The organism is Buttiauxella massiliensis (assembly GCF_902500225.1).
Classification (GTDB): Bacteria; Pseudomonadota; Gammaproteobacteria; order Enterobacterales; family Enterobacteriaceae; genus Buttiauxella; species Buttiauxella massiliensis.
Map to the genome: position 1 here is coordinate 1 of NZ_LR722669.1, position 15,156 is coordinate 15,156.

15 protein-coding genes and 1 pseudogene are annotated in these 15,156 nt (G+C 47.8%); 6 read left to right on the forward strand and 10 right to left on the reverse strand.

Translation table 11 applies throughout. The annotated features are described in order from the left end of the window. Positions 1–422: pseudogene (locus tag GC128_RS21575) on the forward strand (iron-containing alcohol dehydrogenase); the annotation flags it as partial. 47 nt (positions 423–469) lie between these two features. On the opposite strand, the gene GC128_RS21580 reads toward GC128_RS21575, so the two are convergent. Further along, a complete protein-coding gene (locus GC128_RS21580) occupies positions 470–1,381 on the reverse strand; it encodes a LysR family transcriptional regulator (RefSeq protein WP_151996024.1) in 912 nt (303 codons plus the stop codon). A gap of 94 nt (positions 1,382–1,475) precedes the next feature. Here GC128_RS21580 and GC128_RS21585 point away from each other — a divergent pair, with 94 nt between their 5' ends. Further along, a complete protein-coding gene (locus GC128_RS21585) occupies positions 1,476–2,087 on the forward strand; it encodes a DUF2913 family protein (protein WP_151996025.1) in 612 nt (203 codons plus the stop codon). A 674-nt stretch (positions 2,088–2,761) separates the two neighbouring features. Here GC128_RS21585 and GC128_RS21590 read toward each other — a convergent pair. From GC128_RS21590 to GC128_RS21630, 8 genes are all read right to left on the reverse strand, one after another. After that, positions 2,762–3,736, reverse strand: a complete 975-nt coding sequence (locus GC128_RS21590; protein ID WP_151996062.1) for a GlxA family transcriptional regulator — start codon at positions 3,734–3,736, stop codon at positions 2,762–2,764. A 128-nt stretch (positions 3,737–3,864) separates the two neighbouring features. Further along, positions 3,865–4,644, reverse strand: a complete 780-nt coding sequence (locus GC128_RS21595) for an MBL fold metallo-hydrolase (protein ID WP_151996026.1) — start codon at positions 4,642–4,644, stop codon at positions 3,865–3,867. Positions 4,645–4,916: 272 nt separating this feature from the next. Further along, complete coding sequence (locus tag GC128_RS21600) at positions 4,917–5,309, reverse strand: isochorismatase family protein (protein WP_267901674.1); 393 nt, start codon at positions 5,307–5,309, stop codon at positions 4,917–4,919. A gap of 141 nt (positions 5,310–5,450) precedes the next feature. Next, complete coding sequence (locus GC128_RS21605) at positions 5,451–6,659, reverse strand: MFS transporter (RefSeq protein ID WP_151996027.1); 1,209 nt, start codon at positions 6,657–6,659, stop codon at positions 5,451–5,453. Between the two features lie 449 nt (positions 6,660–7,108). Then, positions 7,109–7,468, reverse strand: a complete 360-nt coding sequence (locus GC128_RS21610) for a hypothetical protein (protein WP_151996028.1) — start codon at positions 7,466–7,468, stop codon at positions 7,109–7,111. Positions 7,469–8,011: 543 nt separating this feature from the next. After that, on the reverse strand, positions 8,012–8,428 hold the full coding sequence (locus GC128_RS21620) for an ester cyclase (protein ID WP_226812228.1): 417 nt from the start codon (positions 8,426–8,428) through the stop codon (positions 8,012–8,014). 15 nt (positions 8,429–8,443) lie between these two features. Next, positions 8,444–9,163 carry an SDR family oxidoreductase gene (locus GC128_RS21625; protein WP_151996031.1) on the reverse strand — a complete coding sequence of 240 codons (720 nt, stop codon included), beginning with the start codon at positions 9,161–9,163 and terminating at the stop codon, positions 8,444–8,446. Positions 9,164–9,166: 3 nt separating this feature from the next. Next, positions 9,167–10,273: an alkene reductase gene (locus tag GC128_RS21630; protein WP_151996032.1), complete on the reverse strand. Its 1,107-nt coding sequence runs from the start codon at positions 10,271–10,273 to the stop codon at positions 9,167–9,169. Positions 10,274–10,375: 102 nt separating this feature from the next. On the opposite strand from GC128_RS21630, the gene GC128_RS21635 reads away from it, so the two are divergent. The 4 genes from GC128_RS21635 (at position 10,376) to GC128_RS21650 (ending at position 14,279) form a co-directional block, all read left to right on the forward strand. Beyond that, positions 10,376–11,287 (forward strand): LysR family transcriptional regulator, encoded by a 912-nt coding sequence (locus GC128_RS21635; RefSeq protein WP_151996033.1) that lies wholly within the window; start codon positions 10,376–10,378, stop codon positions 11,285–11,287. Positions 11,288–11,401: 114 nt separating this feature from the next. Beyond that, positions 11,402–12,577 carry an MFS transporter gene (locus tag GC128_RS21640; RefSeq protein WP_151996034.1) on the forward strand — a complete coding sequence of 392 codons (1,176 nt, stop codon included), beginning with the start codon at positions 11,402–11,404 and terminating at the stop codon, positions 12,575–12,577. Positions 12,578–12,615: 38 nt separating this feature from the next. Beyond that, positions 12,616–12,981 carry a VOC family protein gene (locus tag GC128_RS21645; protein ID WP_226812229.1) on the forward strand — a complete coding sequence of 122 codons (366 nt, stop codon included), beginning with the start codon at positions 12,616–12,618 and terminating at the stop codon, positions 12,979–12,981. A 518-nt stretch (positions 12,982–13,499) separates the two neighbouring features. Then, positions 13,500–14,279, forward strand: coding sequence for a glycine betaine ABC transporter substrate-binding protein (locus GC128_RS21650; protein WP_151996035.1), 780 nt, complete (start codon positions 13,500–13,502; stop codon positions 14,277–14,279). 59 nt (positions 14,280–14,338) lie between these two features. Here the strand turns inward: GC128_RS21650 and GC128_RS21655 are convergent, their stop codons facing one another. Further along, entirely contained in the window at positions 14,339–15,151 is an 813-nt protein-coding gene (locus GC128_RS21655) for a DoxX family protein (RefSeq protein ID WP_151996036.1), read from the reverse strand. Positions 15,152–15,156: the final 5 nt, after the last annotated feature.

Sequence of the window (15,156 nt, forward strand, 5' to 3'; positions counted from 1 at the left end):
CGAACGACAACCCAACTAAACAGACTGCATTCAGCCAGTATGACCGCCCACAAGCGCGTCGTCGTTATGCTGAAATCGCAGACCATCTGGGTCTGAGCGCACCGGGCGACCGTACTGCTGCTAAGATTGAGAAACTGCTCGCATGGCTGGATAGCATCAAGGCTGAACTGGGTATTCCTAAGTCCATCCGCGAAGCGGGCGTTCAGGAAGCTGACTTCCTGGCTCACGTTGATAAACTGTCTGAAGATGCGTTCGATGACCAGTGTACCGGTGCTAACCCACGTTACCCGCTGATCTCTGAGCTGAAGCAGATTCTGATGGATACCTTCTACGGTCGTGATTATGTTGAAAATAAAAGTACTGGACTAAAACTGGAAGAAAAAACTAATAAGAAAAGAACTCATAAAACAATTCAATATTAGCCAATACCCAGCCCTTAATAAGGGCTGGGTATTCGTGATGTGGGTGGCTATATAAAGATATCAACACTTTTGCTCATATTGAAATTAGCATGTTCTTTTGCCAAGTTTGCAAGATGTGATAGAGACGTTCGGGTATCATTGCTGTTCCAGCAAAATGAATATTCAACAACGGGCAAACTGAATTCGCAGAAATGTTCCGTTAGTTTTTTCTCCCTGACTAGAGGGTTCAGAAGCGTCTGTGGTAACAAGCTAATTCCCACCCCAGCTAAAGTGCAAGTAGTGATAGCGGTGAGACTGTTACAGGTAAGTATACGATGTGAGATTACATTATTTTGTGTAACCCATTGGTCATAGATATTTTTTAAATGTGAGTCGGCTGTGTGTGTTAAATGGGTGTATTTCTGTAATTCATTCACTGTTAGCTGGCTGTTTACAGGAAGTATTTTAGGAGAGGCGGCCCAAAGAAATTTAACTGATGAAAGTGTAACAGAGTTAAAATGTTTATGTTGTTCAGAATTGAATGGAAGAATCGCGAAATCAATTTCACCTTTCAACAACCTTTTGAGCAAAACCGAAGCCACATCGACATAAATTTCTATTTCGAAATTGTTATGAGCTTCATATACTGAAGAAATAAATCCCGGAAACCATGTAAGAGCAGTAAGTTCACTTAATCCTGCTTTAATTTTACCGCTAATTTCTTTCGGAGGGGTGACTGTGGTATAGATTTCATTTTCAATCTGAAGCATCCTTAATGCTTGTTCAAATATTTTAGACCCTGTTTCTGTAAGAGTTAATTTTTGTGATGAGCGTGTGAAAAGTGATTGGCGAAGGAAGCTCTCAAGCTCGAGAACCCGTTTTGAAAGCGTGGACTGAGTTATATTAAGTTTAGCCGCGGCAGCACTGATGCTGCCAAGACTTGCAGCCCAATAAAATGCCTGCAATTGCTTGAGAGTCATTTAGTTATCCTCCGTAATTGTAATATGAAGAATTGTATCTCTTAACACTTAATAAATAAAGAGTTCAAATGCAACTTAAATAAATGGAGAACTTATGAACCACATGTCAACAAAAAATAAAGTCGAATTTGTAAGTTCAGATGATGCACATTTATCATTCTGTCTTTTGGCTGCTATTGGTATTGAGCGTAAGTCAGGGGGGGTAAAAACCATTGCACAATTAAAGATATTTATTGATGCCTGGGTTAGGAAAGCGATACAGAAGAAAATCTTTTCAATTACAACAAAAGAAAAACTCTTGGACATTATCAAAAAAAACAAAAAATTAGCTTATACTTCTGCAATAATAAGAAATTGTATTTCAAAGTGGAATTTCTGGTATTCTTGTATTCTTAATCAAAGCGATTTAGTGAAAATTTCTTACTTTTGTGCTGAGTTAAATAACTCTGGTTGGCACAGTAAAAGTTTAGCACACCAAGAATGGGGGTCTTTCACTATATCTTCTGAATCCAAGTTATATGCTACACTCAAGCAAAGTTTGAAAGTGGTTTTCAATTCAGAAGGTAAGTTATTAGTGCCACTTGCATTTAAAGTATTTGGCTATGTTGATGAGTTTTCTGAAATACTAAAACAGTACCAATTCTCACAAGTGAGATGCACTCCTTCAAAGTGTAATACTGAATTTTTATTGGTTAATTTATATTAATTGTTATTTTCAAAGTTCAAACGTTAATCCAATCTTTGACATTCATCGGTATGTGTGACAATACTTATTAATATTATCTATTTAAAAAATGTCTGAACAACCCAATGGGGTTAGCTCAAAACGGCCTGATCTATTTGATATTTGCATTATAATTTCACAGTTTCAATAAATTACGGTGAAATTGTTTATAGGAAACATTTTAAATTGTCGAATTCATAACGTTGCATTTAAATTGGCTATACAAGAAAAATTAGCACCTCAATATTTTCTGTCTAAGCAACATGATTACTTTGTGTTTCGTATTAATAAGCTCACCATTTATTTTTCAACGTTTTTTTAAGTGCCAATATACGCTGTAATGCATCTCTTAAAGAACTCATTTGCTTATATTGATTTACGGAAATTTGCACATTAAATTTTTTCAATGCAATGTTTCATCTCGGAATTTGTTTTTTAACCGTTCCGCTTCAAATGCTTTCTGTTTCCATGTACCACTGTTAGAAGGCCAGAACCCGTTATGACGAAGCGAAATATTTGCTGGAACTCGAAGCTCGACACTCGCTCTTACTTAGCCCATACAAAGCTTGTCAAATGTCTCAGGGCGTAAAGCGGACGTTATACAAACACACTCTGGGACCAAAAACTCAAAGGATTTAAATTGGTAGAGTTGCCTCTCACTTCACTTCGACATCCACGAGCGCAGGCCCTCGAAAAGCTCTACGCCATTCGCTTGGGCTGACGCTGAATCTCGCTTTGAAGCTCTGGCGAAACGAGATCGGCGACTGAAAACCCACCATTTCGGATACACTTTCAATGCTACTGTTCGTCGTTTCCAGCAACTCCTGGCTTCTTTGAAGGCGCTCCGAATTCAGCCAATCTCCAAGCGTCGTTCCGGTTGCCTTGTTAAAATGACGCGTTAACGTTCGCCGACTCATGCTGACAAACCCGGCAAGTGAGTCGAGATCATGAGGCTTGTCCAGATTACGGCGCAAATAGTCTATCAGTTCGTTCATTTTGCTATCCCGAGTAGATACCGGGACCGGACGTTCAATGAACTGGGCCTGACCGCCTTCCCGGTAAGGAGGAACAACCATTCTTCTTGCCACCCGGTTAGCCATCGCAGAACCGTAATGATCACGGATAATATTCAGGCAGCAATCTATCCCGGCAGCGGTACCCGCAGAGGTAATAAGACGTTCATCACTGGTATACAGCGAGTTGCTGTCCAGATGAACGGCCGGAAATCGTTCAATAAAGTCCTGTTCGAACTCCCAGTGTGTGGCGGCACGATGCCCATCAAGCAAACCTGAATAGGCCAGGACGTAAGCACCGAGACAAAGCCCCACCACTTCTGCGCCACGCTGCCATGCGTTTGTTAGCGAATCCAGCAGGGCCTGCGAAGGCTTTTCTTCCGGATGATTCCAGTAAGGAGCGATAACGATGTCTGCGCTGTCCAGCAGCTCAAGTCCATGCTCCACGCTGATGGACAGCCCCATATCAGACGGCACGACACCAGGGTGTTCAGCACAGATTTCGACGCGGAATAAATCCGGCTGCGGCACAGACTGCCCGAAAATAATACAGGGGACTGAAAAGTGAAATGGGCTAAATCCGGCCGTGGCAATCACGGCGACCGTCAGTGCAGACATAACGTTAACCTTACCGTAAATGATAGCCACAGGGTCGCCGGCGGCTAAAACGCTGATTTTAACTGACCAGACAATAACAGGTGACCCGTTGTAATGGCATTGTTCACCATATCAGGCGGGATGGCCTATCAGAAAGCCATTGTCTCACCGTCTGCAGGAATCAGAACCTTATCTTCAATACCATGTTCAAGCGTGAACTCGCGAAGTTCCGCGCGGGTAAGAAGGCAATGATTAATCGACTCCATATGAGACGCCACGACGGTAGCAGTCGGCAACATTTTCAGCGTGCGCAGCGTGTCCTCTTTGCCCATGATAATCGGACCGTAAAGGTCATTTACCGCATAACCGGTGTTCAGCACAACAATCTCCGGTTTGAAACGCTGAAGATTTCTGGCGTAAGGCTTAACCCAGACAGTATCACCCGCGATATAGAGCGTTTTTTCATCATGGTGGGTGAAGACCAGCCCACATGCATCACCGAGTAGCTCACCCCACTGGGCATCGGCATACAATTCGTTGCTGCCATGCTGGCCGTCGGTTTTGTAAATAGTCATGCCGTCTACAAAATGATTTTCCTCTTTCAGAACGCGAATGTTGAGAAATCCCTGAGAGCGGAGAAGTGCCGCATCTTTTTCATCCTGCGTGTAGATAAGCATGTCTTTGGGAATAGCCTGCTGGGCAGCCTCATCCCAGTGATCGGTATGGGTGTGAGTCAGGATCACGGCATCAACCGCCAGTAAATCCTCAACGGCCACAGGCAAGGCAACCATGGGATTACGCAGATGAGGGCGTGCATTTCCAGCAAAACCGTCCCATGCTTCTTTTTCGGCCAGCATAGGATCGATAAGGAATCTTTTACCGGCATATTCCAGTACCAGCGTGGCGTTGCGAATTTGCGTTAATTTCATTGATTGCTCCAGTCATTAATCAGATTTATTCACCCACCATATTGGCTGTTTTTCTGCCGGGGGATGCGAGTGGGCTTACTATAAAATGAGGAAGGGATCGGCCGTGACATGCTCTCTGGTCATTAACCGATGAAATCAGGTCAATCGTAATGACTCGGGTTTTACTGACATTCTGCTGCTGCCCATTGCCTGTTCAAATGAAATAAAAAGGGACGTGTTATCTGAAAAAACACATCCCCTTTACAGGCTCTGGATTTAACAAAATCAGAGGGTTAATTTACATTACAGCGTGCACTCAGTCCGAACAGGGCAAGATCGCTCAGAGCTTTGGTGGGTGCAGCGCATGCTTGCGCAATGATATGCATGTTCATGCCCTGAGCTTGCGTGGAAAGCGCAGTATGTGTGACACAGTGCTGCGTCATCATGCCGGTAAGATAGATATCAGTGATGCCGTTCTCTCGTAGCAACTGCTCAAGGCTGGTTTCGAAGAAGCTGTCTGCCTCTTTCTTGATAATCACGGGTGCATTTCCCAGTGCAGCAACAACATCCAGATGAATGTTCGCGCCTTCACTGTCAGGTTTGAAGAAAGGAGAGTCGGCAGTTGCAATATGCTGGATGCCGACGATAAGCCAACCTTCTTTGCGCGCTTTTTTCATCGCAGTAATTGCGGCTTTACAGGCTAACTCAGGCTCCTCAAGCGGAAAGGCTCCGCCCTAGAAATAATCATTCTGGATATCAATAACGATCAGAGCATTTTTCATGTTAAGTCCTTGGGGTTTAGTGGTTGGAAGGTTCACTGAGTCAATTTACAGCAAGGGTAAAGTGACCTCATCCTCAGAGTTATCTTGACGTTTTTTATGCATAGCGAGCCACAGTAGCGGCATTATAAGAAACAGGACCCAGGGTACTAAAAGGAGGTGCATGGTTTTCCAGCCATAAGCATTAAGCAGTGGGCCGGCACCCAGCGAACAAAGCAGGCTGAAGATAAAGACGCTCATGTCATTGGTCGCCTGCGCAACCCCCTTTTCCCCTGTAGTGTAAGTTGTTGCCAATAAGCTGGTTCCGCCGACATAGAGAAAGTTCCAACCGATTCCCATCAATATTAATGCACCCGTAAACATTCCCCAGGTGACGCCTGAAAACGCCAGAGCAAGGTAAGCAAGCATGAGAAGAATGCCCGCCAGCATAATGTTAATGACGCCAAATCGGTCGATCAGTTTTCCGGTGAAGAATGACGGTATAAACCGGCCCAGTATGTGGAGCTGGATCACGGTAGCAATTTGAGACAGGTCAAAACCGTAGTGCTTCATAGCGATAGGTGTCGCGGTCAGACCCAGTACCATAATTCCAAATCCTGACGCGCCGGAAAAAAGGGCGACAAGGTAAGCGGGCTGAAAAACGACTTTTTGCCATGACCTCGTGATAACGTGTTCGGAAGATTCTCTTGACTGAACCGGTATCTGTAAGCGTGATAATAGCAACAGACCCACCGAAGCCATTATTCCCATAAAGAGGAATGAACCAGCATAGGAAACACTAAAAAATGCGCTTCCGAAGCTGGCCAGAAACGGGCCAAGCAGAGCGGCAACGACACCTCCAGCCAATACCAGCGAAATAGCTTTAGTCCGGAATGCCGGGAGAACGACTTCACCTGCGGCAAAGCGATAAAATTGAGCGAACGCTTGATAAATCCCCAGAAAGAACATGCCACTACAAAGCAGAATGAAGGAATGTTGGAACATTGCCGCCATGGAAATAATAGCCGACATAATTCCGCTCAGAGCACCGGTTATAAAGCCTGTTTTTCTGCCTATCCGGCTCATCCATAACGACGCAGGAAACATCACTAACACAGTGCCAAAACTCGCCATTGCGAGCGGTACGGTGCTCAGCGCAGGACTGGGGGTAAGAAGCGCACCGGCAAGCCCACCGATAGTCATTATCAGTACCGATATTGATTGAAAGATGGCCTGAGAACCTGCAAGTATCAGGACATGTCGATGCATATTCCTCATTTTTTCAAAGCTCCGAAATACACGAAATTAAGCATAAATGGCAATGCCAGACTCAGTGACTATTACTGACTGAGTTAAGGTTGTTTCACTCAGAAACATGCTGTGCCAGGACGGTGGTCAGGTCTAAACAGGGCGATTTTTCATGAGAAAGATGGGTCAATGGCCTGCTGACGTTGCCATTATAGGGAGAGTGATGAGTGGTCAGTGAGTGGGCTGCACGCCATGAATCAATGTAATTGGGCCAATATGTCATGCGGTCGAGTTAAAGACCTCATCAGCCAATGCCATCCAGGAAATCTTTCAACGTTCATTTTCTTTTTTTTATCTGTATGTCCGCTGTTGGCACAGTGCGGACAAATGCAGAGCACTGGAGGTCGGCCTTGAGCGAAGAGCTGACGTCAAAATCATTACGACAGGGTTGTTCTGTCACATTAAAGATAACAACCCTGTTATGAATCGGCAGAAGCAAGTTCCCCAAGCCTGATGAGCACTGAACGGGGATCTGCAGAACAATATTCCATGACGCTTAACCAGACAATTTTTTGTTTGTCGAAGCCCTGATGGTAAAACTGATAACGAAGTCCCGGAGCGCAGACGAGAAGTATAGGCTCGCGCGTTATCAGAACCTCAATATCGGACTCGGTATCGTCAGCAATTACCCTGCAGTTTATATCAAGTCTATCCAACTCCAACTGAAGCGACTTGATAAACTTATCGGTAATCGCGTAAGGGAAATACCCTCTTTGCAGCGGTGATCGTCCCAGCGTTGGGCTTGGACTGTGAACAACATAGATAGTTTTGTTTGTCATAACTCTCCCTGTTTTTTTGTCAGTTCACCAAACTACAGACTGTCAGTTGTACTGCTGTGGTGTCAAGCAAGGATACATTTTACATAAGAGTTCTTGCCCCCCCGGAGACGCCCTCAGCACGAGCCTACGGCGGGATGGCTGTATCCTGTACCTTTCCCTGTCCATTTTCCTGAAAAACAGCCCTGATGATTTTGGCCCGCATGCATGACTATGCACTGAGATCTGCTCTCTTTAGATTAGTAAAAACAGATTTTTTAAACGTCCATTCCTGGCACGGAGCGGACAAGTTAACTGGGCTGAAGGTCTACTGTGAGCGAAAACCGGAAGTTCGGAATGCATCCTTATATCGAGGTATCTTGAGTTATGGGAGCAAATCACATGCACTGCAGGACTTGGGCCAGATTAATCGTTTTGTTATTCAGGACGGATGCTTGTGCATCTGTGTATTCAATAAGAAAAATGAACATATCTGCAGTAGCAAAAAAAGAGCTGCCTTACCATTTCACATAAAACAGCCCCTGTATTTCTCTTATAGCTTAGCGATTAAAAATCAACGATTTCTAACTGACGCGCCATATTTAATTCATTACGCTCCACTATTTCTTCAACAATTTTGCCGGACGTATTGAACCTGAAATAGGTCAGGCTGGTCCAAGTGACATCCCTGCCTCTGACGTCAAAACCGTTCCACGTATTAGATCCTGTCGCCACATGAGTCAGGGCGACAACAACCTGGTCGTCAGCAACAACTTCTTTTTGAAATGTCGTCACAATGGCTTCATAGCGGTCGGTCACATTCTCGCGCAGCCCTTTTTTAAAAACCTCAAGACCGACTAATGGCCCGGGGCAGTCAGGACGGTGAATCACCACGTTTTCATCAAAAAACTCATTCACGCGTTCGACATCTTTTCCGTCGACACAATATTTAAAATAGGCTTTAACCACATTCAGGTGAGTCATCTTCATTCCTCCGGGTTAATTAATCAGGGCCCCACCCTCAATATCCACTACCGAGCCGGTGACAAAGGGGTTATCCATGACAAACAGATACCCTTTTGCCAGGTCTTCTGCACGACCATACCTTTTGGCCGGTAGATTTTCTGCCGCCCGCACCAGCATCTGTTCACGCGCTTCCGGTGCCATGCCTGCATAGGCTTCAGTATCTGTCAGCCCCGGACTGATGGCGTTAACGCGCAGAGGAGATAACTCTTTTGCCAGCATTTTCACTGCAGCTTCCAGAGCCGCATTCATCGTGGTTTTCACCAGGGTGCCGGGAACGGTACGACGGGCAAGAAAACCGCTGGTCAGGGTCAGTGTTCCACCGGGTTTAATTTTCCCGCTCAGATGACGGGCAATCGCCAGACTGCCCCAGAATTTGGTATCAAACGCCTGTTTTGCGGTCTTCAAATCCAGGGTGGTGAATGCGCCACCCGGCGCCTGGGAGCCCGCCGTCACCACAATGTTGTCCACCGGTTCAAGCGTCCGGGCCAGGCGCTCAAGTTGCGCTTCATCGGCGATATCCAGTACCAGGCTTTCCGCTGACGCACCGGTTGTCTGAAGTTGCTGACAGGCATGTTGAAGTTTATCGTGATGGCGACCGGCAAGAATAATATGCTCCCCACGGGTTGCCAGAAGCTGTGCCACGGCGAAACCAATACCGGTAGTACCACCAATAATGAGTGTGCGTTGTGTCATGATTCAGACCTCAGTCGTCAGGAACGGATAATCGGTATAACCGACTTCAGTACCGCCAAACAGCGTTGCCGGATTGCCCATCTCTGCCAGCGGCAGGTTTTGTTTCAGACGGCGCGGGAAGTCGGGGTTGGCAATAAACGGGCGACCGAAGGCCACCAGGTCCACCACACCCGCCGCCAGCAGTTTGTCGGCTTTTTCACGCGTGTAATTCCCCGCCACAATAATGGCGCCGCTGAAGGTTGCCCGCAGGGTTTCACGGAACTCATAAGGCACCTGCGGTGCATCATCCCAGTCAGCTTCAGCCAGATGAATAAAGGCGATACCCTTTGTTTCACACCAGGCCGCCAGCGCCAGAATCGCTTCGATGGCCTGTGGGTCGTCCATGCCACGTTGGGTGATAAAGGGCGCCAGGCGAATACCGGTGCGCTCTGCACCAATGGCGTCGCTGATGGCTTCCAGCACTTCCTGAGCGAAACGCACGCGGTTTGCCAGGCTGCCGCCATATTCATCGGTCCGTTTATTCGAGGAGCGACGCAGGAACTGGTCAATCAGGTACCCGTTGCCACCGTGGACTTCCACACCGTCAAATCCGGCTTCCATAGCATTGATGGCCGCCTGGCGGTAATCCGCAATCACCTGCTGAATATCGCCATGGGTCAGCTCACGCGGGACCGGGCAGTCAACCATTTCACCCACACCTTCGCGGTTAACTACCCACACCTGTGCCTCCGGTGACAATGCTGAAGGGGCAACAGGCTTGCCATCCGGGTGAAAACTTTCATGAGACATACGCCCCACATGCCACAACTGAGAGAAGATTTTGCCGTTCACTTTATGGACCGCATCGGTCACCAGACGCCAGCCTGCGATTTGTTCAGCGGAATGAATACCCGGCGTCCAGGAGTAACCCTGACCCTGCGGAGAAATCTGCGTCGCTTCGGTGATGATGAGACCTGCACTGGCGCGTTGCTGGTAATACTCCGCCATCAGTGCAGTGGGGATATTGCCCGGCTGCGCGGTACGTGCACGGGTCATCGGCGCCATCACAATACGGTTTTTTAGCTCAAGATGGCCAATCTGTGTGGTTTCAAAAAGAGGGTGTTGTTGCATGTTCTGTTCTCCAGGGAGGTCAATTATGGCTTGACTTTATGTCCTGCGCGTCGCTTTGATAATGGCGGGAATAACTGATTCTATTTTCAGGAAAACGGAATAATGGGCAAGTTTGAAGATATGACGTTACTGGTGGAAGTCGTGGAGGCGGGTGGACTGGCCGCAGCCGGACGGCGGATGAATCTTTCTCCTGCCACCATGACGGCCCGGTTAAAGGCACTGGAGGAACGCTATCAGACCCGGCTGTTTAATCGTTCCACCCGGGCTATTGCACTGACACGTGCAGGTGAGGATTTTTACCACGCCGCACTTCGCGTGATGGAGGAAATGGCGCAGGCCGAGTCGAAACTGACACAGAAAGACGGGATGCTCAGCGGCAGCCTGCGTATTTCAGCGCCATCAGATTTTGGCCGACAGTATCTTTCGGCCGCACTGCTCGATTTTTCCCGCCTGCATCCTGAAGTCAGAAGCTTTGTCTATCTGAGTGAAAGTGTGGTGGATTTGATTGCCAACCGTCTGGACATGAGCGTGCGTTTCGGCAACCTCCCGGACAGCAATCTGGTGACGAAATTTATCCGCCCCAATCACCGTGTACTGGTTGCGTCAAAAAGCTACCTTGAAACACATGGGAAACCTGTGCATCCGGATGACCTGCACGGGCATCGTTGCCTGGTGATGGAGCAGCGCGGCACGCCGATGAACGAGTGGCGTTTTGAAGCGCATGATGTGCCCTCCATGGTGCGGGTCACGCCGGCCATGGTGTGTGATGATGGTGCCCTGCTGCGCCAGTGGGTGCTGGCCGGGGCGGGTATCGCCAGCAAATCATGGTGGGATGTGAAGCGCGATGTCGAACAGGGGCGGCTCATCGTCTTATTTGCCGACACCTTTATCGGTTTCAGTCGCCATGACAAAAAACAGGTTGGCCTCCAGTTTGTCTACCCGCAACGCCGTTTTCAGCCCTTGCAGGTGACGGCGTTCAGCGAGTTTTTCATCAACTGGCTGGATAATGAATGATCCGGCAACAGGTTTATTCATAAAAACAAAATAATCCATTCATTATTACTGCAATTATCAAAAGTGATTCTTTAGCCCAGAATGACTCTCATCATTCATCTGTCAGAGTCACTTATGAAACCGCAGCGTATTCCATTACAGGTCTGGATACTGACCTTATCCGCTTTTGCTATTGGCACCGCCGAGTTTGTTGTCGCCGGGTTACTCACCACTATGGCGCACTCCCTCAATATCACCGACGGTCAGGCGGGAAATGTGATCACCGCTTACGCCATGGCGATTGTTATCGGTGGGCCGGTGCTGACGCTGTGGCTCGCCCGTTTTGAAAAACGTAATGTCCTGGCCGGACTGATGGTGATGTTTATTGCCGCCAACCTCGTCAGCGCCTTATCCACCAGTTATTCGGTGCTGCTGGTCAGCCGGGTGCTGGCAGGCCTGGTACAGGGGCCGTTTTACGGTATCGGTGCGGTGGTCGCAACGCGTCTGGTGGCAGAGAATCTTGCGGGCCGCGCTGTGGGGCAAATGTTTGCCGGGCTGACGCTGGCCAACGTGTTGGGTGTGCCGTTCGGGGCCTGGATTGGCAATATCTTCGGCTGGAACGTGACGTTTTATGTTGTCTCCGCCCTGGGTGCGGTGGCGCTGGTTGCTATTATGCTGACCATTCAGCGCCAGCCTCCTGAGCCGGGTAAGAGTGTGCGTCAGCAACTGGCGGTATTCCGTCATGGCCCGTTACTGGCAAGCCTTGCGATTACCGTTCTGTGCTGGACGGGCTTTATGACGCTGTATGGTTACATTGCACCACTGGCAGAGCAGGTGGCAGGTTACAGCGTACAGGCGTTAACCGTACTGCTGTTTGTGGTCGGGCTGGGCCTCGTGGTGGGTAACCATATTGGGGGTATGACGGCTGACCGCAACCTGCGCCAGGCGCAGCTTTTATGGCCAGTCCTGATGGTCGTGTCACTGATTGTTGTTGGCCTGGTCAGCAGCCATTACTGGTTGTTTATGGTGGCGACGTTCCTGTTCGGCATTGCCTCATTCGGTAATGTCCCGCCATTACAGATGAGCGTACTGAAACATGGTAGTACTGCACCGGAACTGGCGGGTACCGCTAATATCTCAGCCTTCAACCTGGCGAATGCACTGGGCGGGATTATCGGTGGTCTGACCGTCGACAGTGCCCTCGGCGCGGCAGGTATTCCGTGGGTGGCGATACTGATCCCTGTGGCCGGCATTGCGTTTGTGCTGTTTAACCGTCGTACCACTGGCCTGAAAGCCCAGACCTCGAGGTAACTATGTATATCGACCATGCGACATTCCGAAGCAGTGACATGGACGCCACGCGAGACTTTTTTATCGCAGTCTTTGATTTACAGCCCGGGGCACGCCCCGGTCTTATCAGCAACCGCATTCCCGGTTACTGGTTATATGCGCAGGACAAACCGCTGGTGCATATTATTCCTGCGGGCGACGAAGGGTACCCGTTACCCGCTGCGGCGTTAAAAGAAAGTATTGACCATGTGGCATTTCATCTCGAAGGTTACGGTGCCTTTCGGGAAAAACTCCAGGGTCTTGGGATACATTATTCCCTGATGGACCTGGCTGATATTCAGGAGCGGCGAGTGTTTATACGAGCCCCCGGAGGGCAGTTAGTTGAAGCGGTGTTCAGTGAACCTGTACCGGAATCAACTTCTTAAAGGACAATGCTATTTTCTGAAGCAGTTCGGTTCTGTACGGATGTCACTCTGCTGTCAGCGCCTGGTTTAGGGTGGTATCCGTTGGCAGGCAGTACGGCGGGATAGCGAACCAAAATACAGCTGTGCAGGGATAACGGGCAAATTGGGGGCCAGTTATCCCGCTTATTTTCACTTTTGAAAGATAAGTCTTATCGTTCAGTCATTATTTTTAAGCGGTTCGATTTACGCTATTTTATAACCTGAGATTTTAACGGCATTAATAAGACATTCTGTCTCTTACTATAAATTAACAGGCATCACTGCTGTGATAGTTATATTGGGTTCTACACAGTGATAAAGACCAGAGCGGATTTGCTCTGTTGGTGATGGTTCCCGTGAGTCCGCATACTGAATCAAAAATATCATTCAGCCGCGCCCCGGTATTAAAGTTCGACGTAGTAACAGAAATGTTACTTTTACGCTATGGCTAATACAGCATAGCGTTTTTTTTATCCAACTCTATTCCTTTGAGGACGAGCATGAAAAAAACACTTCGTATCGGTCATATTGATTTAAGTTTCCACGCGGCCAGTGCAGCGCTGGTTTGTACTGTATTTGAAAAATATGGCTGGCAGGTTGAAATGACAGCCAGCCCTCATGAAGAGATGTTTAAGCGCTATGGGAAAGGAGAAGTGGACATGCTCATTTCAGCCTGGCTCCCTGCCAGCCATGATGTCTATCTGGCCCCTTATCAGGATAATACGGTTAAATTAACAGTTCTGTATCATCCTTACTGTATATGGGGAGTCCCTGATTATGTCCCCGTCAGCGATGTGACCTCTGTTGAAGACTTACTCAAACCCGATGTCCTGTTGAAAATGGAAAAACGGATCCTGGGTATTAACCCGGGGGCCGGGATCAGCCGTTTTTCTCGTACAATGATCGAGGAATATCAACTTGCCGATTCCGGTTATTATTTTGAAAATGGCAGTGAAGCGGCGTGCTACAGCACTTTTGAGCAGGCTGTCAGCGAACAGCGCTGGCTCGTTATTCCCTTGTGGCATCCGCAGTTCCTGCATCACCGATATACCATCCGGGCATTAGAAGAGCCAAAAGGATTACTTGGCGGACAGGATGAAGCTACGCTGATAGCGTCCAAATCGATAACAGAGACATTCGAACCCCAGTTACTTGCTGAGCTTCAGGCTTTAGCACCCGGTAATACCGTCATCAGCGAGCTGGATTATCTCATCTGCCGGCAAAATAAAACTCCCAGTCAGGCCGCTGAAATCTGGCATCAACACCACTATCAGGAATAGCCTGTTGTGGAGAGCACAAAAAAACGGCGAGCAGGCTCGCCGTTGCAAACTGTCTTTAATTAGCGGTCTTTTAAACTGGCATCCACGCCCGAGAAGAGATTAATGATGGGCTGGAACGCCGTTTTCCATTCGAAATCCAGTGACAATTTACCTGCGGAATTAGGCAGTAAAAACGGAATCGTGACCATAAAATAAAAGAAGGGAAATTCCCATCCGCCTCCTGGCATCATCCATGTGTAACCGATACCAAAATGTCCACTCATTAACTCGGCCGCAATAAGATAAATTGCTGCAATAAAAGCGCCAGCGCGGGTCAGAAAACCGAAACCAATCGATATTGCTGCTGTGAGTTCGGCAAGCCCACCGAGAATAATCATTGTAACGGCAACGTTTTCACTGAGCACGGTACCGAAAGTATGCATACCCACGACATTCTGAAAGAAACCAACCAGACCGGCATCATGATGCGACAAAAACAGTTTTTCAGTACAATGCGTCAGGAAATTAAATCCAACAAACATTCTTAAAAAGGAGAGTGCGACCTCCTGGTGACCATATTGACGTATCCCCTCCCTGAAGATAATGATGGCCTGGAGCAGCAGAGGAATGAATGTGATGGCGGTTAACCAACCCACCCGCGACCAGTCATGCTGATCGGCATTTCGCACGACAATCAATGTAAAGAACAACGTTAACATAAAACTTATCAGGCGGTTTTTACGCCATAAGAGTGCTGTCAATGGGATCAGGAATGAAAACAAAACCATCACGATTGCAGACCATGTCCCGTCGTAATGATTCAGATATGTCACCGATGCAATAAAAGAAATCAGCCCGGTAATAAAGGTTAAATAATAAATTTTAGCTTTCATTTATT